Below are 22,449 nucleotides of genomic sequence, written 5' to 3' on the forward strand. Positions count from 1 at the left end.
ACTTTGGCAAAGTGTGCAATGTAAAAGAAATTAATTGCTTGTCGTGCTACGACTTGAACATTCCTTTAATCTCTTCTAACATTTTAATCTGTTTTTTCACAGATTCAGTTTGGTTTAAACCGCGTTTGATAGTGATACCTTCTTCTAAGACATTTGTAAGCATCTCTTTAGCTGCAGGATTTTCCATATCTTTAGCGATTTCTTTGAGTGATTTAGCTAATAATTCTACGTGTGAAGTATTATCTAAATGCATTGCCCATTCATAACCTTTTTTGAAGTTTGCAGCTGTATCAGGGTTATCTTTTTCAAAGAAAGGATAGTATATAAAATAAGGAAGTATAGCAGGGAGATATTGCTCCATTTGGTTGTCTATAATTACTCCTGATAATCCTGCTAATTGGTCGGTATCAAAATCTTTGATGCTTCCTTTTTCAAGGATTCTCTTAGCACGTGCGGGCTCGGTGCGAGCTATACCATTGATAGCAGCATTTTTGATAGCCCCTGAAGAAGATTCAAGGTTTTTTTCGAAGATAGGAGTATATTTCTTTTTGTCCTTAGAGGTTGCCAATACCCACATAGCTGCTGATTTAGCTAAATTTTGAGGATCGGAAGAGGCAATTTTTTCAACCATAGCCATTTCTTTGGTATTGAGATCGTAGTTGGCAAGTTTTTGCAATGCTAGAACGCGCACTTGGAAGAAAGGATCTTTAAGAGCTGCAATTAGAATGTCTTTGCCATCTGGTTCCATAGGGGCACTTACCGCCTGCAATCTGCTTTTGAGTGATTTAGCGTGTTGCATTTGGAACAAATACTCTGCCCACGATTTTTGGTATTGTTCATTGATTAATATCACTCCTTCTGGATTAATATCTATAAGATCTGGCATTTTTTTCACAGGGAAGGTAAAAACATTCTCTTTACGAGCTTCTACCCAAACAGTATGTCTTTTTAGTTGATTGTTGACATACAAATCTATATCTAATGGAAATTGAAATAATAAGTTTTCATTTTGTGTTTGTATAATTTTTAGAGTGAGTATGCCTTTATCAAAGCTTTTTTCTACATTCACTACTGGGTTACCATTGCCGAAATACCATTGATTGAAGAACCAGTTAAGGTCTTTACCACTCACTTTTTCAAATGAAAGGCGCAATTGATGAGCTTCTCCTGTACCATATTCATTAGTTTTGAGATAATCGGTAATCCCTGCAAAGAAAGCCTGATCGCCCAAATAGTGACGCAACATATGTAAAATTGCTCCTCCTTTGTTGTAAGAGACTAAATCAAACATATCTTCACGAGAATCATAACCAAAGCGCACTAAGTCTTTAGCAAAATCATTAGGGCGATGTTGGTATTGTAGGGTGTTGTTGCTCAAGTGGTATTCGGCAGCATCTTTGCCGTATTTGTGCATCAACCACAAGTATTCACTATAGTTAGCAAACGACTCGTTTACAGTGAGGTTTGACCAGCTTTCGGTAGTTACCAAATCACCAAACCAGTGGTGCGCCAACTCGTGAGCGATGATAGGCTCCCAATAATTTTGGTCGGCTAAAGCACCTGCAGTTTGATAAGCGCTCTCGGCGTGGCTAACGGCTGTAGTATTTTCCATTGCCCCACTCACAAATTCGCGTACTACCATTTGAGCATATTTAGACCAAGGGAAATCATAGCCAAAGCGTTCGGAGAAGAAAGTAATCATTTCACCTGTGTTACCAAATATCTGTTTAGCAACAGATTCATATTCTTTTTCCACATAGTATTCAATAGGCACTGTACCACGCCAAGGGGTATCTTTTACCACAGCAAATTCTCCTGCTCCCATAAAGAAGAGGTAAGGAGCATGAGGTTTATCCATCACCCAATAGTCGGTGCGCATATTGTCTTTCTTGTCACTACTTTTTAGTAGACCATTAGAAAGGGTAACAAAGCTTTCAGGTACAGTGATTTCAATTTCTTGGGTTGTTTTTTGGTTAGGTTTGTCGATAGTAGGGAACCAGCAGGAAGAACCTTCAGTTTCACCTTGTGTCCACACTTGGCGCATAGGTTTATCGGGTTCTCCTTTAGGGTTGATGAAGTATAGACCTTTTGCATCGGTAATCGCTAAGCTACCCTTATCGGTTACTTTCTCAGGCTGAGCTGTGTAGCGGATATAAATAGTAAAATATTCGTTTTTTTGATAGGTTTTATTGAGTTTTATTTTTAGTAAATCGTTTTTATAGCTATACGAAAGCCCACGTTGTTTGCCGTTTTGGTCTAAGGCTACATTATGAATAAGCATTGCTTTAGCATCGAGTACAAGGCTATCGGTAGCGTAAAAATAAGGGGCTGCAGTGAGCCATTCTTCCCCATTGAGAGTTTGGTCATTAAAATTAAAACTCACCTTCAACTTAGTGTGTTTCAAGGCTATTTTCTTCTCAGGAGTTGCACGGTAAAGACTTCTACCCGAAGTATCGGTCTGTGCAAAAGTGTAGCCCATGAGCAATAGGGCAATAATAGTAAAAAGTGTTCTTTTCATCGGTTTATCTTATTTGCTTGAAATATACTGATAATTTATTTTCAAGGGATGATTTCAACTGCAAAGATATATCTTTTTACTATTATAGCGAAATAAAACGCTAAAAAATTACAATCGCCCTACTTCTTCAAGTTCGTTTGTATGGACTTCTTTGGCTTTTCCAAACTGATAAGTGAGGTTTAGTTTGACTTGCCGGCTTTCGCTATTGCCGTAAGCATAAAGGTCTAAGTTAAGCAAATGGCTCTCGCTGTCCCAGCGCTGGGTATGGAAAATATCGGTAAAACTAAGGGTGGCTGTAAGGCGATTGTTTAAGAAAATGCGCTGTAACCCAAGGTCTATACCGCCTGAAGATTTGGCTATCTCGTTGATACCTGCTAATCTGCGCGAATTGTAAACCGCAGTGAGTTCGCCTTTGAGTTGCCAAGGCAAACGAAAGTAATTTTGCATTGTTATACTATATTGCCAACGATTGAGGTGTAACTCGCTACCTTCTAATACAGTGCCTTTATTCTCTATATAACTGAGATTAGGAGTAAGGGTCGTTTGGCAACCCTTGCCCCAATTCAGTTCTTGATAGAGTGAAAAGAGCAAATGGTGCTGACTGCCTATATTTTTAGGAATTGAAATGATTTTGTTACTTTGGAAAGGCTCACTGATACTGCTAAAAAAGTCGGTAGAGTAGCTGTAAGTCATTGTGAAAGAAGTTTTTTTATACGAAGCTGAAAGGGTAGCTTTTTGTATTTTTTCAGGAGCTAAAAATGGATTTCCTTTCCAATACGACAATTCGTCTAAGAGGTATTCAAACGGGTTGAGATTTTGGTATTCAGGTCGGTTGATGCGAGTGCTATAGCCTGCAAATAGCTGTAGGTCATCATTGTATTGGTATTGCAAACTCAGGGTAGGGAAGAAGTTAGTATAGTGTTTTTTATGCTCTTGTTGGCTATTTCCACTGCCCTCAATAGGCAATAAAAGTCCGTTAGAAAAAGTGGTCTCGTTGCGCACGCCTACCTCAGCAGACAGGCGGTCGGTAATAGGGTAGTGATATTGCACATAAACGGCAAAAATACGCTCTTTGAAGTCGAAAGCATTAGAGCGGTTTACATCTATGATGTTATGGGAAGCCAAGTGTCTGTAAAACTGAAAGCTATTATCCGAAAACACTTGTGAGTACTTAGCTCCTGCTGTAAGGCTGCCTCCCCATAGCGGTAATTCCGAACGAAAAGAAGTAGCGAAGATATGTATTTTGCGGTCGTTTTCGGAAAGATATAGCTCGTGAGAAAGCACATTGCCCGCAGGCGTGCGGTAAGTATTAGGTTGCCAATTCCCTGAACCACCATCGAAAAAAGCGTAATCTATGTCCAACTGATAGCGTTCGTTATCGGAAGGTGCAAAAGTGTAATAAGCATTAGCACTGTAGCGGTTAGCTTTTTGCATAAAGTAATCGTTGTAGCCCGATAATGTCTTTTCCAATACATTGGCAGCATTGAAAAAGCGAGTGGTTGTACTAGTAGTTCCTTTGCCAAATAGGGTGTTGGCAGAGAGTTGCACGCCTAAAGTATGTTGTTCATCAGGTAAATAGTCATAGCCAATATGTCCTGCAATAGTTTTGCGTTTTTCGGTATCATCGGTAGGACTTTCATAACGCAAGCCATTTTGTAGGCGCTCGCTGCCGTAATCCATTGCGTAATGCCCTAACTGATGATTGTAACCCAAACGCAATATACCTTTTTTTACGCTGTGTTGCAGCTGGAGTTCCGTATTTTGGCGCAGATTCCACCAATACGACAGCCCGTTGTTCAAAGAGAAGAACGTACCTTCCACCATTTTTTTATCCAATACGATGTTCACCGCACCTGCTCCCCCTTGAGCCTCGTACTCGGCAGGAGGGTTGAGCAATAATTCCGTTTTTTTGATTTGTGCCATTGGGATAGATTTCAGATAACTCGCCAAATCGTCGGGTTGCATATAGGTAGGTTTTCCATTAATAAGCACCAACACATTGCTTTTTCCGCCAATGCTCAGGTGATTTTTGCTATCTACTACTACATTAGGAGTGCTTTTTAGCGCATCGAGAGCCGTTCCAGAGGCGTGTGTTAGGCTGTTTTTAGGTGAAAATACAATCTTGCCCTGTTCCATATATACCGCAGCTTTCTTTTGAGGAGCTGTAATGACTACTTCTTCTAAAGCAACTGATGTTTTTAGTTCGATAGCAAGCATTTCAATAGATTTATTCAGCTGAAAAGGTTCGCCTGTATACGACAGATAGTCGTTAGTACCTTCAATATAAATACGCAATTTGCGAGGGGAAGAAGTAAAGCTAAAGAGTCCGTTAGCTTCGGTAATAGGTTCACTTACAATAAAGTTTGTATCGGCATCTAATACTTTGATAGCCACATTGGCAATGCCTTCGAGTGAAGCGTTATGCACAAAACCTTTTACGGTGTACTGTGTTTGTGCAGAAAGGGTTGTGAGTGTGCATAGCAGGCACAATAAGAAACTTAATCTTTTCATTGTACAATAGTTGTTGGTGAATAATGGTGCAAATGTAAAAAAAAAACACACTCTACAAAATAAATGTGTTTTTATTGTGATTCAATGGTTTTTATAATATGCGCTAATAGTCGCAAAAATACTTTTCTATCAAAATTATTGTTTAGAATAGTGCTGCCTACAGTGTTGTACCACCATTGTTCCTCAATAGTAGTTTGCATTGCTTTGAGTTGTGTTACAATAGTTTCAGTAGATAGTCCTACAAGCGCCTTGTGGATATCCTCAGGCATAAACGAAAATGCCTGAATACCACAGCACTCCCTAACACATTCTACCTCTAACTTATTAAAAAATATATTTAGCGGTACAATATAAGGGTCGAGATCTAATAACTTCCCATTGTAATCTATTGGGAGTTCTTTGATAAAGAGGTTATTGTTGATGAGGATGGGCATAGGGAGGATTAACAATTGAAAATTGATAATTAACAATTAGGTTTAGATTAAGGTTATTTTTAATAATATTATCTAATATTTCGCTCATACTTAATCTTTACTTTTCAGTTCTTTTATCTTTGCTTTTATACTTCTAAAATCTTCAACACTTCTCATTTGAGCCCATAAAGACTCTAATTGTTCAAATTCTTCTTTGTTAATAATTGGTTTTAACATTTTTAAATCTCTCTCAAATTCAGAAACTTCTTTATTAATTATTTCTGAAAGAGCAATACGAACTCCAAAAAATAATATTATAAAATAGATTACTCCTTTAAATATTATATTTAAACAATCTATCAATTTTATATTACGATCAAGCTCTGCAATTTTTCCTGCCTCTGTATAAAGTTCAACTTTTGGTTTTTCTCCTTCTCTGTATATTGATAATTCTGTCCTATATTTTTCATTCTGATTTTCTAGCTTAACTTGTTTGGGAATAAAAATTCCAAAAAGTATCAGCATAGCTACAAATACTATATTGGTATTCAAACCATAATGGTAATTCCTAAAGCTTAGCTTTGTATAAATAAAGTTACTAAATTTCTTATTTTGTCTCTGCAAAAAATCTAATACAGATTTTGAAATCCATTTCCCTGAAATACAAAGAAATAAAGGAAAAGCTACTTGAAAAAATAAATTATTCATTTTTGTGTTATATAACTTGTACGATTTCTTTAGCGAGTATTAGCTTGGGTATTGTCATAAAAAATTAATTATTATGAAGCTTATTAAACTCTATCGCTAATTCTTTTAAATTTAAAGTTGAATATTTTAGATTCACTTTTATAGGATATGATGAGTAAACTAAATTTATAAAATCACTCCAAGTTAATTTGTATGTATAATCTATAAATCTGTCCACTATACTTTTTATATTCTCATCTAATTCAATCTTTGTTTTATCAACTAAATCAAATTTATCTGTATTACCTCCTCCAAAAGGATTGGAATAAGTTTCTACTTTAAAGATATTAGGATTTTTCTTCATTAAGTTAATAACATCATTAACATAAGGTCCATAATGATTGTACACCCAATTAATATCTGTATATTGTTTCCCATTTTCGATAGTATACCGCCAATCTATAATATAGATAAGTTTTACTAATCTTGGTTTTGATAATTCCTGAAGATTAGGGTAATTTAAGAGAATATATCTAATTAATTTTTCTAAATTATTCATATATTCATATTATTTTCTATTGCTACAACACCATTGTTTTTTTCTGTAAACATTATTAATGGCTGCTTCACATCTTTTAATTTTTCTATAATAAAGTCTTTTTTAAATGCTTTTTCTTTTAAACTTTCAAAAACTAATACTGCTTTTGGGGAACTATCATATCCATTAATTCTATATACAAAATAAGTTCGAGATTTCATTTTTATATTATCAACAACGTCCCGTGGAATTTTACTGATAGTATTAATTCGATTATAATAAGTTTTGTTAGAAGAATCTGGTAGATCATCTATAAAGAAATCCCTTTCTGCCCAACCTTTTCCTATAAAACCCTGATCTATTGGATAATCTTTTCTCCCTTCTTCTTCTAATGTTGGATTTTCAGAGGTTCTTCCTATAAGTTTAAATCTATTATTATAAACTTTATACATACTAATTCTTTCTGTATGAGAAAAGTTAAGATTTCTAATTAATAGTCTTAAATATGATTTGAATAAGTCATTAGTATCATTGACAACATTATTTAAACTTGACTCTAAATCTCTTATTTTTTGACTCTTATTCATATTTTCTTGCTCTAACTTATCAATTTCTTTTCCATAAAAAAATGATATCACACAAAAAGAAAAAAAGATTATTATTACAAAACAATAGAATACTTTTCCTAATGGAAACTCTGAGCTACCAATAACATATTCATCAAGATTTGATATATCTATTATAGATAAAGCTAAACCTAAAATAGCTAAAACAATATTAGATTTATCAAACATCCAATCTATTGAGTTTTTTAACTTATTTCTCATTTCACTAATCATTCAGCTTCAACACCGCCATAAACGCACTCTGTGGTATCTCTACGTTACCCACTTGGCGCATACGTTTTTTACCGGCTTTCTGTTTCTCTAAGAGCTTACGTTTACGCGAGATATCCCCTCCGTAACACTTAGCAGTAACGTCTTTGCGGAGGGCTTTAATAGTCTCACGTGAGATAATTTTAGCCCCAATAGCAGCTTGGATAGGAATGTCAAACTGCTGGCGCGGGATCAGTTCGCGGAGTTTCTCACACATCTTTTTGCCTATATTATAAGCATTATCGGCGTGGATAAGGGCAGAGAGGGCATCTACCGATTGTGAGTTGATGAGAATATCCACTTTCACAAGGTTGGAAGCACGCATCCCAATAGGTGAATAGTCAAAGGAGGCATACCCCTTGCTGACGGTCTTGAGGCGATCGTAGAAGTCGAACACGATTTCAGCAAGTGGCATATCAAAGTTCAGCTCCACACGCTCAGGGGTGAGGTAGTGCTGATTGGTGATGACACCGCGTTTTTCAATACAGAGCGACATCACCTGACCTATAAAATCTGATTTAGTAATGATGCTCGCCTTGATATAAGGCTCTTCCACGCGGTCTAATTTAGAAGGGTCGGGGAGGTCGGAAGGGTTATTTACGATAATCGCTTTTTCGGGTTCTTTTTTGGTAAAGGCGTGGTAACTTACGTTGGGTACGGTAGTAATCACGGTCATACCAAACTCGCGTTCCAAGCGTTCTTGTACGATTTCTAAGTGTAACATTCCTAAGAATCCACAGCGGAAGCCAAAGCCCAAAGCGGCAGAACTTTCAGGGGTAAACACTAAGGAAGCATCGTTCAGTTGGAGTTTTTCCATTGAGGCGCGCAACTCTTCGTAATCTTCGGTGTCTACCGGATAAATACCCGCAAATACCATCGGTTTTACGTTTTCAAAACCATCAATAGCCTCTTTGCAGCCATCTACTGCCGAGGTAATCGTGTCACCCACTTTCACCTCACGCGCATCTTTGATACCAGTGATAAGGTAACCCACATCGCCAGTGCCTATCACTTGTTTGGGCACTTGGTTGAGTTTGAGCGTACCCACTTCGTCGGCATCATAGATTTTTCCGTTGGACATAAATTTGATTTTCTGTCCTTTGCGTATTTCACCATTCATCACGCGGAAGTAGGTTTCCACCCCACGGAAAGAGTTGTACACCGAGTCGAAAATCAACGCTTGTAACGGTGCTTTAGGGTCACCAGTAGGCGCAGGAATACGCTCGATAATAGCCTCTAAAATTGCCTCTACCCCCAAGCCTGTTTTTCCACTGGCAGGGATAATGTCATCGGGCGAGCAACCGAGAAGATCTACAATATCGTCTTTCACCTCTTCGGGGTTAGCACTGGGGAGGTCTATTTTGTTGAGTACGGGAATGATTTCAAGGTCGTTTTCGAGCGCCAAGTAGAGGTTGGAAATCGTTTGTGCCTGAATGCTTTGAGCGGCATCTACGATGAGGAGAGCCCCCTCGCAAGCAGCGATGGAACGGGATACCTCGTAAGAGAAATCCACGTGACCTGGGGTATCAATAAGATTGAGGGTATATTTTTCGCCTTTGTACACATATTCCATTTGGATAGCGTGGCTTTTGATAGTAATACCGCGCTCGCGCTCCAAGTCCATATTGTCCAACAATTGGTCTTGTTTTTCGCGTTCAGTAACGGTTTGGGTAAAGTCGAGCAAACGGTCGGCTAAAGTGCTCTTGCCGTGGTCGATATGTGCAATAATACAGAAGTTACGTATGTTTTTCATTGTATAAATTAGTCGTTAGCTATTTAGTTGATAGTTGTTGTTACGAGGCGATATGCCGCAACTATCAGTAATTAAGGGCGCAAAGGTAGTAAATAATTAGTGAATTAACAAAAATACTCATTAGAAGCCTCTCTAGAGAAGTTACTAAAAAGCTAAAATCCATCATACACTAATCCTCTAATATTGTTATTCATTTTTTTTTTATTATCTTTGCCTCGTAATAAAAAAACACTATGGACTTTTTAACTGGAAAACCGCTATCGGATACTATTTACGACACTCTTTTTAAGGCGGAAAAAGAACTTATCATCATTTCGCCTTATATTCAGCTGGGTGATTACCTCAAAGATAATATCTTTAAACAACACCTGAACAACTCCAAACTGCATATTCTCATTGGCTTTGGCAAAAACGAACGCAATAAAGAGCGCAGTTTCAAAAGGGAAGAAATAGAATACTTCTTGACTTTCCCGAATATTACTATTGTTTACATCCCCGAATTGCACGGCAAGTATTATGCGAACGAAAAACAGTCGGTCATTACCTCTATGAACCTTATGGACTATTCCTTGGTAAACAATGTAGAGTTTGGCGTACTTGCCGAAAAAGCCCTCACCGACCTTGTGAACAAAAACAACTTCTTCGAGACTTCCAAAAATACCATTATGAGTGTGCTTGACAGCGGTTACACTATCTTTGCCAAACGCCCTAACTACAACAAGAAGTTTTTAGGTCTGGCAAAAGACTATGTAGGCTCTACCGTACATTTAGACTTGGTAGATGATGTACTCTCAAACAGAGCCGTGAAGCCTATCCGTTACTCTTCTTTTGTGCCTGAAAACTATGTAAATGCGGAGAACAGACAACGCACAGAAAGAGAGCCTGCACCTGAAAAAGCAGTACAAGAGGAGACTCCACAAGCTATAACACAAGAAATAGTACAACCTATTGCACAAGCTGCTCCACAAGAAAAGAAAGGACATTGCATACGTTGTAATACCGAAATACCACTTAATCCATTGATGCCTTTATGTGAAAGTTGCTACCCTATATGGGCAAAATTTGGCAATCGTTTTTATGAGGAAAACTACTGTCATTGTTGTGGTGAAGAGAAAAAAGTAACCGTAGCAACACCTTTGTGTTATAGTTGCTATGCCAAACAATCATAAAATAAAGCAAATGTCCCAATTCATTACTCAAAAAGACCAAATCATCGCGCAAATGCGTGCAGAACTCTCTGCAACCATTGAGGAAGACCGTTACTATACTGAAGAAAACATCACCGATTGTAACGCTCATTTGGAGGCTTTCTTGGCTAAATTAGAAAAAGCTGACCAAGCCACAGACAAACAGACTTACCTCGCAGAAGCTATACAAACCCTCTGCGAGCAACTCTCTACTTTTAATAACCCAGAGGAAGAAGAAATGCCTGAATTCCTTTGGGGATTTTTGTATCTTGGCTATACCAAAGAGCTTACTGATTTTATTCGTGAAGCAGCCTTGGCGTATGGTTTTAAGCCTACCCCTACAGTAATAGATTTGTACTATTGCAGGGTAGAAATAGGTGGTTTTGATTGGTTTTCAGTAGTATTAGGAGGTATAGAAGAGGAAAACTTTGCATGTTTGGATTATGATCCTAATACACATCAATTCTATTATGATGAAAACCCTTATGGTGACCCTTTTCCTCTACCTCTTTACAATGTACAAGCAAAACCTGACTACAGCGAATTATCTTTTGAAGTGCTTTCAAGAGATAAACTTCAGCACTTCTGCTTCTTGGCACAATATCCATCGGATAAGGTGTGGATTAAAACTATTTACGATTTACATACTGGGCAAGTACTCTTAACCAAACATAAAAAACACTGGAGTAGTATTACTTTGGTTACCGAAAATGGAAAGCTCAAAGAACTACGCCCCATACAATACGATGAGAGTGGAGAGGTGATTGATATTTTCCAAGAAAACGGCGGTTTTGATGTCTTCCCAATGGGAATCAATGAAAATGGCGAACTACAAGGCAAATACGTGATTGCCAACACCAAGATTATCGAGGAAAAAGTATTCTTTGCCGACCATCGTACAGAGTGGCAACTTTATGAGTTACAAAACATCACTATGCAAAAAGGCAAAATAACCCTTACCTCTACAGAAAAACGATATACTCGCGACCAGAATGGCAAACTGCTTATCAAAAACATTACCCCTATAAGTCTCAGTTACGAACTGAAAAACAGCGATTTTGTATTACACTTCATCGAAGAAGTAATCAATGTAACAAACCAATGAAAAAACTAAAATTCCCTACTCCCTATACGGTACTAATGTTGGTAATTATTTTAGCTGCCAGCCTTACTTTTTTATTACCTTCGGGGGCTTATAACACCTTACAGTATAACAAAGCAAACGATACTTTTGTAATTCACACTTCCGATAGTACTTATGCACTACCTGCAACACAAGAACAGCTCAAGGATTTGGGGATCAACATTCAGTTAAGCAAATTCAAAGAAGAGAAAATACGCAAACCTATCTCAATTCCCAATACGTATGTACAGAGCCAACCGCATTATCAAGGTGTTAAATCAGTGCTCTTCGCTCCTATCAAAGGAATTTACGACACTATTGACATTATATTGTTCGTATTAGTATTAGGCGGCTTTATAGGGGTATTCAATAGTTCGGGAGCTCTAAATATGGGGGTTGGCTATTTAGCGCACAAACTCAAAGGACGTGAGGGTATCCTTATCATTCTGCTCACTACACTTTTGGCATTAGGAGGTACATCTTTTGGCTTAGCTGAAGAAACTTTAGTGTTCTACCCTATGATAGTTCCTATTTTCTTGGCAGCAGGCTACGACCTAATGGTACCGTTGGCTGTAATCTACATAGGTTCCAACATAGGTACATTGGCATCAACTACCAATCCGTTTGCAGTGATTATCGCTTCCGATGCCGCGGGAGTAGATTGGACATCGGGATTGAGTATTCGCATCATAGCTTTGTTTTTGTGTGTTGTGATAAGTATTATTTATATTATCCGCTATGCCGAAAAAGTGCGCAAACACCCCGAAAAATCAATTGTATATGGAGTAGCTATTCCCGAAATATATGCTTCTAACAGCTCCGAACCTACCACTTCTCTCAAAGTTTCTACTAAAATAGAACTCTTAGTATTTGCGCTCTCATTTGTGATTATGATCATAGGCGTATCGCAATGGGAATGGGGTTTTATGGAAATGACTGCACTATTTTTGGTTGCTGTCATTGCTATTGCATTCTTGCAACGCTGTGGTGAACAGCAATTCATCAGTGAATTTATGGCAGGAGCTCGCGATTTATTAGGCGTTGCTTTTATCATTGGGATAGCCAGAGGAGTATCGTTTATATTGAACGACGGACAAATATCAGGTACTATTTTACATTATGCTACCGACCTTGTGCAAGGAATGTCGCCTATGGTCTTTCTGCCAATGCTAATGCTTATTTTTGGGCTACTCAGTTTGTTTATAGCTTCCTCCTCAGGAATGGCTGTACTAACGATGCCCATTATAGGCTCACTGGCTTCAGTTGTAGGAGTAGAAGGACATAGTGTGGTAAGTGCCTACCTCTTTGGAATGGGAATAATGGCTTTTATCACCCCTACCGGACTCATATTGCCTTCACTAGCAATGGTAAATATCAACTACAAACAGTGGTTGCGTTTCATCTCACCACTAGCACTCATTCTTATAGTAGTACTCACTATTTTATTATGGATTTAAAAATACAAAACTTATGAATATCACTTTTATCATTATTCTTGTTGCTACAATTGCAATAAGTTATCACGGTTTCAACAACCCTACTTTCTTCAACCGCTACAAATTTAATGTAGGAGCGGTGCAAAAAGGCGATTATGTGCGTCTGTTATCTTCTGGTTTCCTCCACGCCGATTGGCAACACCTCATTTTTAATATGATTTCACTCTATTTCTTTCAAGATGTGATTATCGGTTCTATGGGTAACCTACTATTCTTGCTCATTTATTTTGGGTCAATGCTACTGGGGAGCATCTTTAGTTTGCGTATCTATAAACATCAACCCTATTACTCTGCCATAGGAGCTTCGGGAGCTGTATCGGGGATTATCTTTGCTGCTATTGCTCTATATCCTACAGCATTGAGTGTAAACTTCTTGCCAGGATGGCTCTTTGGAGCATTGTACTTTGGGTATTCGGTATTTATGATGTTCAACCCACAACAAGGCGACAATTTAGGGCACGCAGCTCATTTAGGTGGGGCACTCTTTGGCTTGGCAGTAGTAATAGTCTACGCCCCTGAGGTAGTGATACGCCACGCTTTCTATTTGGGAGTAATGGCATTGCCTTTGGGCTATATGGGAGTACGGTTGTTAAAAAAGTAATAAGATGAGAGTCTTTTAAAAATGCAAAAATTGTGGGTATGAAAATTCTTGTGCTACTGAGGCCACAAGTCGTGTAGAGTTTGCAATGCAAGAAGGAGAATACAAGAAAATCACTTGCAAAAACTGCAATTATTCTCATCAATATCAGCCTAACGATTTTTACGCCAAAACTTCAAAAGTACCACAAATTATAGCTCTGAGTTCTTTTGTAGTGGGAATGACATTGCTAATATATAGCTATATTACCAGTTTTGATGGTATAGGCTGGGGAATGCTTATTCTTATCCCTTCAATAATATACATCTTTTTTATAAAAGAAGAAACTCGCCGTGTAAGTGGTTTTAACCGAATTTCATTTCGTAGAAAATAATTAAAATAACCTTATGTATATTTCTATTATTTTAATAGCAATACTCCTTACTTATTACTTTGTAAAGCGATTTCGCCCTCAATCAGGGATTCTTACTTATCTTATCACTTTTGCAATAGTATCCCCTATTACTTTAGCTGGAACATTGCTCCCGATAACCGTTGTTCAATATATAAAAGACTTAAACCAAAGTGAAACTTACAACGCTAAAATCGTAGATTTTGTATATGAAACAAGAGAGAAAACAGATAGTAGCGACCATACAATAGAAGTTACCGTAAAAGTACCTGTGTTTCAGTTAGTAACCTCACAAGGAGATACAATTACAAAGAAAGCTGTGCATTACAATAGTTCATATTCCTACAAGGAGGAAACAATGTATTGCAAAGTAAACTACAATCCCTCTACAGGGAATATTTTTATAACAGATAGAGGATTCTATAAAATGCTATCCGTAATGATTTTCTTTGCCTTGTTTTTTGATTTTCTCCTCGTAGGAATTGTGCTTTATGCCTTGGGTAAAGATATGACGCGTTACAAGCAAATGCTGGGGATTGTAGTTTTTCGTATCACTATTCCAATGGCAATACTTGGCTTTGCGGCAATCCTTTTGCTTGCTGCTTATGAACAAAGTGATATGTCCTTATTTGCCAAAATAGCTTGTATTGGTTTTGGAGTACTGCTTTTATTAGCTTCTATAGGTTTAATAATACTATCCAACTCTAAAAACAAAAAGAGGAATAGAAAGAGAAACAGCAACAACCCTCAAAACAACCAACGCTCTCATCCATCTTTTTTAGAATTCAGAAATTAAAATATAAAAAACTTTATACAAAGCTGATTTACAACTATATTTACAAATTGTCCCCTTTCTGGAAAGCTAACGAGTGCTCACTATTAGATATTTGGAGGACAAATTGTTAATTGTTAATTGTCAATTGATTATGAGTTATTTACAAGAAGTTATTACCGATGTTTTAGAAAACTATCCCGATAAGATAGAGCGCCTTGTATTTGTTACTACAGGGAAACGCCCTGCGCTCTTCCTCAAAAAACACTTTGCCGAGCAGGTAAAGCACGCTACTATTGCTCCTGAGTTCATCGGTATAGCCGACCTATTTACGCGTATTTCAGGGGTACAGTCTATCAGCAATTTGCCTTTGCTTTTTGAGTTTTACAATTGCTACACAAAAACTTGTAAAGACACCCCCGATAGCTTTGAAGAGTTCCTCAGCTGGGGACAAACAGCTCTCAAAGATTTTAGCGAAATCGACCAGTATTTGGTAAACCCCGATAAGATTTTTCCTTATATCCACGCCCTCAAAGAAGCCGAACACTGGTCGGGTATGGACGAGCTTAGCGAGATGCAGAAAAAGCACTTAGCTTTCTGGAATAGCCTCGGCGATTACTATTTCGCTCTCAACAGCAAACTCACCGAAATGGGTAAAGGTTATGGCGGTTTCATCGCTAAAAAAGCTGTTGAAAAACTCCCCAAATACCTGCAAACACACACTAATACTATTCATATATTCGTCGGTTTCAACGCCCTTTCCAAAGCAGAACAGCACGTGATTCAATCTATATTAATGGATATAGGCGGTGAAATTTATTGGGATGGCGATACTTATTTTTTGAACAACCCTGCTCACGATGCAGGTTTCTTCTTGCGCAAATATACTAACAGTTGGCGCTATTACCAAACCCATAAACCTAAGTTTATACAAAGCAATTACGAAAAAGAAAAAGAACTCTATCTCACGGGAGTACCCAAAAGCATCAATCAGGCGCATAGTGTAGCCGAACTGCTCAAAAACACGCCTACCAAAGCATTGGAAAAAACCGCCCTCATCATCGCCGATGAGAATCTGCTCATCCCCGTGCTACAAACTGTACAACCCAAAACAAGTGTGAACATCACGATGGGCTACCCTTTGCAACAAACGCCTCTCAACGACCTTTTTGTTGCCTATTTCCGCTTGCATCTCTCCAAGAGTTTTTACCATAAAGATATACTGAACCTGCTCTCTCAACCTTTCTTGCACACCTTGCTAAAAGAAGAAGTAGTACGCCATATTTCGGAGTTCATCAAAACAAACAATCTCACCTATATTACTCGTAAAAAATTATTTGAGTCGGTAGATGAAACCGAACACGAGATGCTTACTTTGCTATTCCCCGATGCCAAAGGCAAGGCTCTCATCACTACCCTTATCGACAATGCTATTACGCTTATCTATCGCCTAAAAGCACAAATAGACCCTGAGAGCAATACTCACCTACTCACTCAAGAGTATGCTTATCGCTTCTTTCAGTTATTCAATCAGTTGAAGCAGTTGCAAGAACAATACGGCTATATCGATTCGGTGAAAACACTTTATCATTTCTATTTAGATGTCTTACAGAAGAGTTCGCTCAATTTCCGCGGTGAGCCTTTGGAAGGCTTGCAAGTAATGGGTGTGCTGGAAAGCCGTAGTTTGGATTTTGACCGCGTGATTATCACCTCAGTAAACGAAGGGGTACTTCCATTAGGCAAAAGTGGTGATTCGCTTATTCCTTACGATGTGAAACACGTGTTAGAACTACCTACTTTCAAGGAACGCGATGCCGTGTATAGCTATAACTTCTACCGCATTTTGCAGCGTGCCAAGCAAGTACACTTGTTTTACGACACCGAGATGGACAGCCTGAAAAGCAAAGAAAAAAGTAGGTTTATCCTCCAATTGTTAGCTGAGAAAATCCCCACCCACAAGGTGATACACCAAATCAAAGCTCCTGAAGTATATCCAGCCATATTGCGACCGCTTACTATCGAAAAAACAACTGCTGTAATCGATGCACTAAAAGTCCTTGCCGAGAAAGGCATTTCACCTTCAGCACTAACTACTTACATCCGCAATCCGCTCACTTTCTACGAGCAACAAGTACTGCATATATACGAAGAAAAAGATGTGGAAGAAACTGTTGAAGCACGTACTTTTGGAAATATTGTTCACGGCACTTTAGAAGATTTGTACACGCCTTTCTTAAACGAAATACTCACCGAAGAGCACATCAAAAAAATGCAACCTTTGGTACTCCCTACTATCGAAAAACGCTTTGAAGAAGAGTATAGAAGTACTGATTTTAGAACAGGAAAAAACTGGCTCATCTTCAATGTAATAGAAAAGTATGTACGCAGTTTTTTAGCTTTAGAACTCAACGAAATAAAAAGTGGTACCGAAATTATTCCTCTCTATTTAGAACAGAAAATAAAGATACCTTTCCAAGCTCCTCACCTCCCCTTCCCTATCTATTTCAAGGGGATTATCGACCGTGTAGATAGGCGCAATGGGGTGTTGCACATTATTGACTACAAAACGGGTATTGTAGAGGAAACCGATGTGCGCATCAAAGATTGGAATAACCTCATTACCGATATTAAGTACGGCAAAGCCTTCCAGCTGCTCACTTATGCTTATATGATTACCAAACACCTAAATATCAATGAAAAAATGATAGTTGCGAACCTATCATTCAAGCGTTTGCAAAAAGGTCTTTTGCCTTTCCATACCTATATCGACAAGGAGAAAGATTACGATGTAACCGCTAAAACTCTCGCTTTGTACAGTGAATACACTGAAGAACTATTGCGCGAAATCTTTGATATCAATACCCCTTTCTATGAAAAATCCTAACAATTAGCTAATTGACAAATTGGCTAATTGACAAATTATTTGTAATTTTGCCGTTCAAATTCATAATTCAAAACTCAAAAGATGTCTAAACGTTATACTATTACGGCGGCTTTACCCTATACCAATGGACCTATCCATATTGGTCACTTGGCGGGAGTATATGTGCCAGCCGATATTTTTGCACGCTATCAACGATTGAAAAACAACGATGTAGCCTTTATTTGCGGGAGCGATGAACACGGAGTAGCAATCTCTATCAAAGCTAAAAAAGAAGGTACTACCCCTCAGGCTATTATCGATAAATACCACGCGATTATCAAGCAATCATTTGCCGATTTTGGCATTTCATTCGATAATTATTCGCGTACTTCTGCCCCTATTCATCACCAAACAGCTTCCGATTTCTTCAAAAAACTATATGAACAAGGTGATTTTATAGAAGAAATATCCGAACAACTCTACGACGAAGAAGCACACCAATTCCTTGCCGACCGCTTTGTGATTGGTACTTGCCCAAAATGCGGCAACCCCGAGGCTTATGGCGACCAATGTGAGCGTTGTGGTAGTTCGCTCAACGCTACCGACCTCATCGACCCTAAATCGTCAATTACTGGTAGCAAACCTACCCTAAAAGCCACCAAACACTGGTTTTTGCCCCTCAATCGCTACCAAGAGTTTCTGGAAAAATGGATATTAGAAGGTCATAAATCCGATTGGAAACCCAATGTATATGGGCAAGTGAAAAGTTGGCTTGACGACGAGCTAAAACCACGCGCTGTAACCCGCGACCTTGATTGGGGAATTCCTGTACCTGTAGAAGGTGCTGAGGGCAAAGTGCTCTATGTGTGGTTTGATGCGCCTATCGGTTATATCTCATCTACTAAAGAATGGGCTGAACGCGAAGGCAAAGACTGGCGTCCTTATTGGCAAGATAAAAACACTGAATTAGTGCACTTTATTGGAAAAGATAATATCGTATTCCACTGCATTATCTTCCCTGCAATGCTCAAAGCCGAAGGCAGCTATATATTGCCTACTAACGTTCCTGCCAATGAGTTCCTCAACTTAGAAGGCAACAAACTCTCTACCTCCAAAAACTGGGCAGTATGGTTACACGAGTACTTGCAAGATTTTCCTAATCAGCAAGATGTATTGCGCTATGCCCTTACCGCCAACGCTCCTGAAACCAAAGACAACGACTTTACGTGGAAAGACTTCCAAGCGCGCAACAACAACGAGCTTGTGGCTATCTTTGGAAATTTCATCAATCGCGTGGCTGTGCTAACGCAGAAATATTACGAAGGAGTTATACCTGCTGCAGGAGAATTCAACGACATAGACACCGAAACGCTTCGCCAAATCACAGAACTTACCGAGAAAATAGAACAATCGTTAGAACGTTATCGTTTCCGTGAAGCTCAACAAGAACTGATGAATATGGCGCGCTTAGGCAATAAATATTTAGCCGATGAAGAGCCTTGGAAACTCATCAAAACCGACCCTGAACGCGTAAAAACAGTAATGTACGTCGCTTTGCAGATTGCCACTGCTTTGGCAGTTGCCAGCGAACCTTTCTTGCCTTTCACTTCTGAGAAACTGAAACGTATGTTGCAATTGGGGGCTATCACTTGGGAGAACCTAAAAACAAATGCCACCGAATTGCTAAAAGCAGGACATCGCATTGGCACTGCGGAACTCCTTTTCGAAAAAATTGAAGATGCTGCTATCGAAAAGCAATTACAACGTTTAGAGAACACCAAATTAGCGAACAAACAAGAAGCTCAAGCCAATACCGAAGTAACTGTAGCTCCACAAAAAGAGCTCATCAGTTATGATGATTTTGCAAAAATGGATATTCGTATTGGTACTATTTTGGAAGCTGAAAAGATGCCTAAAGCCGATAAACTCCTTATCTTAAAAGTGGATACGGGCATCGACCAGCGCACTATTGTCTCAGGAATTGCGCAAAGTTTTGCTCCTGAAGAGATTATTGGCAAAAAAGTAACCGTATTAGTAAACCTTGCTCCTCGCAAGCTACGCGGTGTAGAAAGTCAAGGAATGATACTAATGGTAGAGAATAGTGAAGGCAAATACACCTTCATCAACCCTGATACCGAGGGTATTGCCAATGGTACTGAAGTAAAATAAGTTTTTTCATTGAATAAAAAGCCCCCAAGAGTATTTGCTCTTTGGGGGCTTTTTTATTGTTTCAACTAAAAAATGTATTATGCAGTGCGTTCAAATTCTTTGAGTACATCCACTAATACTTGTACACTTTCTAAAGGCAAAGCATTGTAGATAGAAGCGCGATAGCCTCCTACGCTGCGGTGTCCTTTTATCCCACTGATATTCGCTTCTTTACACAAAGCATCAAAGCGTTCTTTGGTGCTTTCATCGGTGAGGTTGAACACTACATTCATTAGAGAGCGGTCTTCTTTGTTAGCATAGCCTACTACTAATGGGTTGCGGTCGATTTCTCCGTAAAGCAAATCGGCTTTAGCTTGGTTGCGTTTGCCTAAGGCTTGCAATCCACCTTGTGCTTGTATCCACTCGAGTACCAATAAGTTCACATATACTGCAAAAGTAGAAGGTGTGTTGAACATACTATCATTTTTGATATGCAACTGATAGTCCATCATTGAAGGCAGCTTACGGCTTACCTTACCTAATATATCTTTCTTCACAATCACCAAAGTAGAGCCCGAAGCGCCTAAATTCTTCTGTGAACCGGCATAAATCAAACTAAACTGTTTGTAGTTTAATGGGCGCGAGAAAATATCAGAACTCATATCGGCTACCAAAGGAATATCAGTTTGTGGCAAGCTGTGAAATTCAGTGCCATAGATAGTATTATTGGTAGTGATGTGCAGATAGTTAGCATCTGTAGGAACACTTACATTTTTAGGAATGTACTTATAACCATCAGCTTTAGAAGAAGCGATTACTTCGGTATTGCCAAAGAGCGCAGCTTCTTTTTGAGCTTTGTTAGCCCAAGTTCCTGTATCTATATAAGCAGCTTTGGTTTCGAGCAGGTTGTAAGGCACCATTAGGAATTGCATACTTGCTCCCCCTTGTAAGAAGAGTGTGGTGTACGAATCATCTAAACCAGCGATTTCCAATGCCAAAGCACGTGCGCGTTCTATCACGCGTACAAACTCTGGACTGCGGTGAGATACTTCTATTACCGATAAGCCTGTCCCTTCAAAATCTAACAAGGCTTGAGAGGCTTTTTGAAATACCTCGGGAGCTAAGATAGAGGGACCTGCACTAAAATTATGCTTTTTCATTTTGTTTGTGTTCAGCTTTGTATTTTACAATAAATTCTTCAACTTGGCGTTTGAGGATGCGCCACAATTTATCTTGTGCATACTCACTTGCCCAAGCTACGTGAGGAGTATAAATCACACGAGGATGATCGGCTATTTTTAGAAGAGGATCAGTAGCAAAAGGAGGTTCGCTCTCAAATACGTCGGTAGCAAAGCCCATAATGCGGTTACTTTCAATAGCTTCGTATACTGCTTGAGGATCGACTACTGCACCGCGCGCCATATTGATGAGCAATGGTTTTTTGCGAAGTTTAGACACAAAGTCTTCATTTACTAAATGTTTGGTTTCAGGAGTAAGTGGGCAGTTGAGGGAAATGATATCGCTCTGCGCTAATACTTTATCAAAATCAGTATATTCTTTGCTACGTGGTGCTTTGCCTTGACGTTCAGCCCATAGCACTTTCATACCGAAGGCTTCAGCTACTTTGCTAATAGCTTTACCGATATTACCTACTCCTATGATTCCTAAGGTTTTGCCGTGCAATTCAAACACTGGAGGTTCAGTAAGACAAAAACGACCATCTTTTTGCCAAGTGCCATCGCTTACATTTTCGTGATAGGTCTTGAGAGCGCGCATAGCTGAAAGCAACATCATAAAAAAGTGCTCGGTAACACTCTCGGTAGAGTAGCCAGCTACATTTTTTACTTCTATACCCAATGCTTTAGCTGCTTCTTTATCGATATTATCCATACCCGTAGCGGTGAGATGAATAAGTTTGAGATTAGGCAACTGCCTAAGGGTAGTTTCATCGAGTTTCACCTTGTTTACTATAGCAATATCAGCAGGTTTGAGGCGTTGAACAATTTCGTCAGGGGCAGTTTTTTGGAAAGCAACCCATTGGGCTACCCCTTTAGGAATATCCACATCTATGCGCTCAGAGAGCGTATTGCGGTCTAAAAATACGGCTTTCATATATATAACTAATGATTAACAACTTTATATTCGGATGCCAGCGGGTAATACATCTTTATATTCCTTATTGCGTTTGAAAAAAGCAATAGCCACAGGACACACGGGCACAACCCTATATTTTTTCTGGGCTACTAACTCTAAGACTCCTTTGAAGAACTCATCGATAAGGGCTTCATTAGCTGATTCAGGTAATAAGGTTTTAGTAAAGAATATTTTACGCTCTTGTATAGCGTAGTCTACAAAGGCAAGTTCACCATTTATTTTGGCTTGATACTGGCGTGAAAATTCACTATCTATTACTTCCATTGTATTGCGTTTTTTAGTTTTTTAATTAGTAATATGTATTATTCAACAAAAAGTTGTAACTTTGCTTCTGTTAGGTAAGAAGTAAGAGATAATAGGTAAGATTATTACCAAATTATTTCGCCGCAAAGTTACTAATTTTTCGTAAAAAAACAATACTA

The 22,449-nt window shown here is 38.7% G+C and carries 18 protein-coding genes; 8 read left to right on the forward strand and 10 right to left on the reverse strand.

Going from position 1 to position 22,449, the window contains the following annotated elements; genetic code table 11:
* Positions 1–46: 46 nt before the first annotated feature.
* The 7 genes from Q0162_RS07195 to lepA all read right to left on the reverse strand — a co-directional run bounded on the left by Q0162_RS07195 (position 47) and on the right by lepA (position 9,295).
* Entirely contained in the window at positions 47–2,518 is a 2,472-nt protein-coding gene (locus Q0162_RS07195) for a M1 family metallopeptidase (RefSeq protein WP_297890690.1), read from the reverse strand.
* Between the two features lie 108 nt (positions 2,519–2,626).
* Positions 2,627–5,029 (reverse strand): TonB-dependent receptor, encoded by a 2,403-nt coding sequence (locus Q0162_RS07200; protein ID WP_297890691.1) that lies wholly within the window; start codon positions 5,027–5,029, stop codon positions 2,627–2,629.
* 71 nt (positions 5,030–5,100) lie between these two features.
* Positions 5,101–5,478, reverse strand: coding sequence for a DUF6331 family protein (locus Q0162_RS07205; RefSeq protein WP_297890692.1), 378 nt, complete (start codon positions 5,476–5,478; stop codon positions 5,101–5,103).
* A 75-nt stretch (positions 5,479–5,553) separates the two neighbouring features.
* Complete coding sequence (locus Q0162_RS07210) at positions 5,554–6,150, reverse strand: hypothetical protein (protein ID WP_297890693.1); 597 nt, start codon at positions 6,148–6,150, stop codon at positions 5,554–5,556.
* Positions 6,151–6,214: 64 nt separating this feature from the next.
* Positions 6,215–6,688, reverse strand: a complete 474-nt coding sequence (locus Q0162_RS07215) for a Panacea domain-containing protein (protein WP_297890694.1) — start codon at positions 6,686–6,688, stop codon at positions 6,215–6,217.
* Positions 6,685–7,494 carry a hypothetical protein gene (locus Q0162_RS07220; protein WP_297890695.1) on the reverse strand — a complete coding sequence of 270 codons (810 nt, stop codon included), beginning with the start codon at positions 7,492–7,494 and terminating at the stop codon, positions 6,685–6,687. The genes Q0162_RS07215 and Q0162_RS07220 overlap by 4 nt, the downstream gene beginning before the upstream one ends.
* A 4-nt stretch (positions 7,495–7,498) precedes the next feature.
* Positions 7,499–9,295 carry a translation elongation factor 4 gene (gene lepA, locus Q0162_RS07225; protein WP_297890696.1) on the reverse strand — a complete coding sequence of 599 codons (1,797 nt, stop codon included), beginning with the start codon at positions 9,293–9,295 and terminating at the stop codon, positions 7,499–7,501.
* Positions 9,296–9,528: 233 nt separating this feature from the next.
* On the opposite strand from lepA, the gene Q0162_RS07230 reads away from it, so the two are divergent.
* The 8 genes from Q0162_RS07230 (at position 9,529) to metG (ending at position 19,894) form a co-directional block, all read left to right on the forward strand.
* Positions 9,529–10,464, forward strand: coding sequence for a phospholipase D-like domain-containing protein (locus tag Q0162_RS07230; RefSeq protein ID WP_297890697.1), 936 nt, complete (start codon positions 9,529–9,531; stop codon positions 10,462–10,464).
* Between the two features lie 10 nt (positions 10,465–10,474).
* On the forward strand, positions 10,475–11,587 hold the full coding sequence (locus Q0162_RS07235) for a hypothetical protein (protein WP_297890698.1): 1,113 nt from the start codon (positions 10,475–10,477) through the stop codon (positions 11,585–11,587).
* The gene (locus Q0162_RS07240) at positions 11,584–13,062 is read left to right on the forward strand and encodes a YfcC family protein (protein ID WP_297890699.1); all 1,479 of its coding nucleotides are present in this window, start codon (positions 11,584–11,586) and stop codon (positions 13,060–13,062) included. The genes Q0162_RS07235 and Q0162_RS07240 overlap by 4 nt, the downstream gene beginning before the upstream one ends.
* Before the next feature lie 13 nt (positions 13,063–13,075).
* Positions 13,076–13,702 carry a rhomboid family intramembrane serine protease gene (locus Q0162_RS07245; RefSeq protein ID WP_297890700.1) on the forward strand — a complete coding sequence of 209 codons (627 nt, stop codon included), beginning with the start codon at positions 13,076–13,078 and terminating at the stop codon, positions 13,700–13,702.
* Positions 13,703–13,787: 85 nt separating this feature from the next.
* Positions 13,788–14,072 carry a hypothetical protein gene (locus Q0162_RS07250; RefSeq protein WP_297890701.1) on the forward strand — a complete coding sequence of 95 codons (285 nt, stop codon included), beginning with the start codon at positions 13,788–13,790 and terminating at the stop codon, positions 14,070–14,072.
* A gap of 13 nt (positions 14,073–14,085) precedes the next feature.
* Positions 14,086–14,886, forward strand: coding sequence for a hypothetical protein (locus Q0162_RS07255; protein WP_297890702.1), 801 nt, complete (start codon positions 14,086–14,088; stop codon positions 14,884–14,886).
* 130 nt (positions 14,887–15,016) lie between these two features.
* Positions 15,017–17,746: a PD-(D/E)XK nuclease family protein gene (locus Q0162_RS07260; protein WP_297890703.1), complete on the forward strand. Its 2,730-nt coding sequence runs from the start codon at positions 15,017–15,019 to the stop codon at positions 17,744–17,746.
* An 81-nt stretch (positions 17,747–17,827) separates the two neighbouring features.
* Positions 17,828–19,894, forward strand: coding sequence for a methionine--tRNA ligase (gene metG / locus Q0162_RS07265; RefSeq protein ID WP_297890704.1), 2,067 nt, complete (start codon positions 17,828–17,830; stop codon positions 19,892–19,894).
* Between the two features lie 77 nt (positions 19,895–19,971).
* Here the strand turns inward: metG and serC are convergent, their stop codons facing one another.
* From serC to Q0162_RS07280, 3 genes are read right to left on the reverse strand one after another with little or no spacing between them, the layout of a single operon-like run.
* Positions 19,972–21,033, reverse strand: coding sequence for a 3-phosphoserine/phosphohydroxythreonine transaminase (serC, locus tag Q0162_RS07270; RefSeq protein ID WP_297890705.1), 1,062 nt, complete (start codon positions 21,031–21,033; stop codon positions 19,972–19,974).
* Positions 21,020–21,985 carry a D-2-hydroxyacid dehydrogenase gene (locus Q0162_RS07275; RefSeq protein ID WP_297890706.1) on the reverse strand — a complete coding sequence of 322 codons (966 nt, stop codon included), beginning with the start codon at positions 21,983–21,985 and terminating at the stop codon, positions 21,020–21,022. Before Q0162_RS07275 ends, serC begins: the two co-directional genes overlap by 14 nt.
* 24 nt (positions 21,986–22,009) lie before the next feature.
* Entirely contained in the window at positions 22,010–22,291 is a 282-nt protein-coding gene (locus Q0162_RS07280) for an N-acetyltransferase (RefSeq protein ID WP_297890707.1), read from the reverse strand.
* Positions 22,292–22,449: the final 158 nt, after the last annotated feature.

Origin of the sequence: uncultured Capnocytophaga sp. (genome assembly GCF_937936315.1) — a bacterium.
In the GTDB taxonomy this organism is placed as follows: Bacteria; Bacteroidota; Bacteroidia; order Flavobacteriales; family Flavobacteriaceae; genus Capnocytophaga.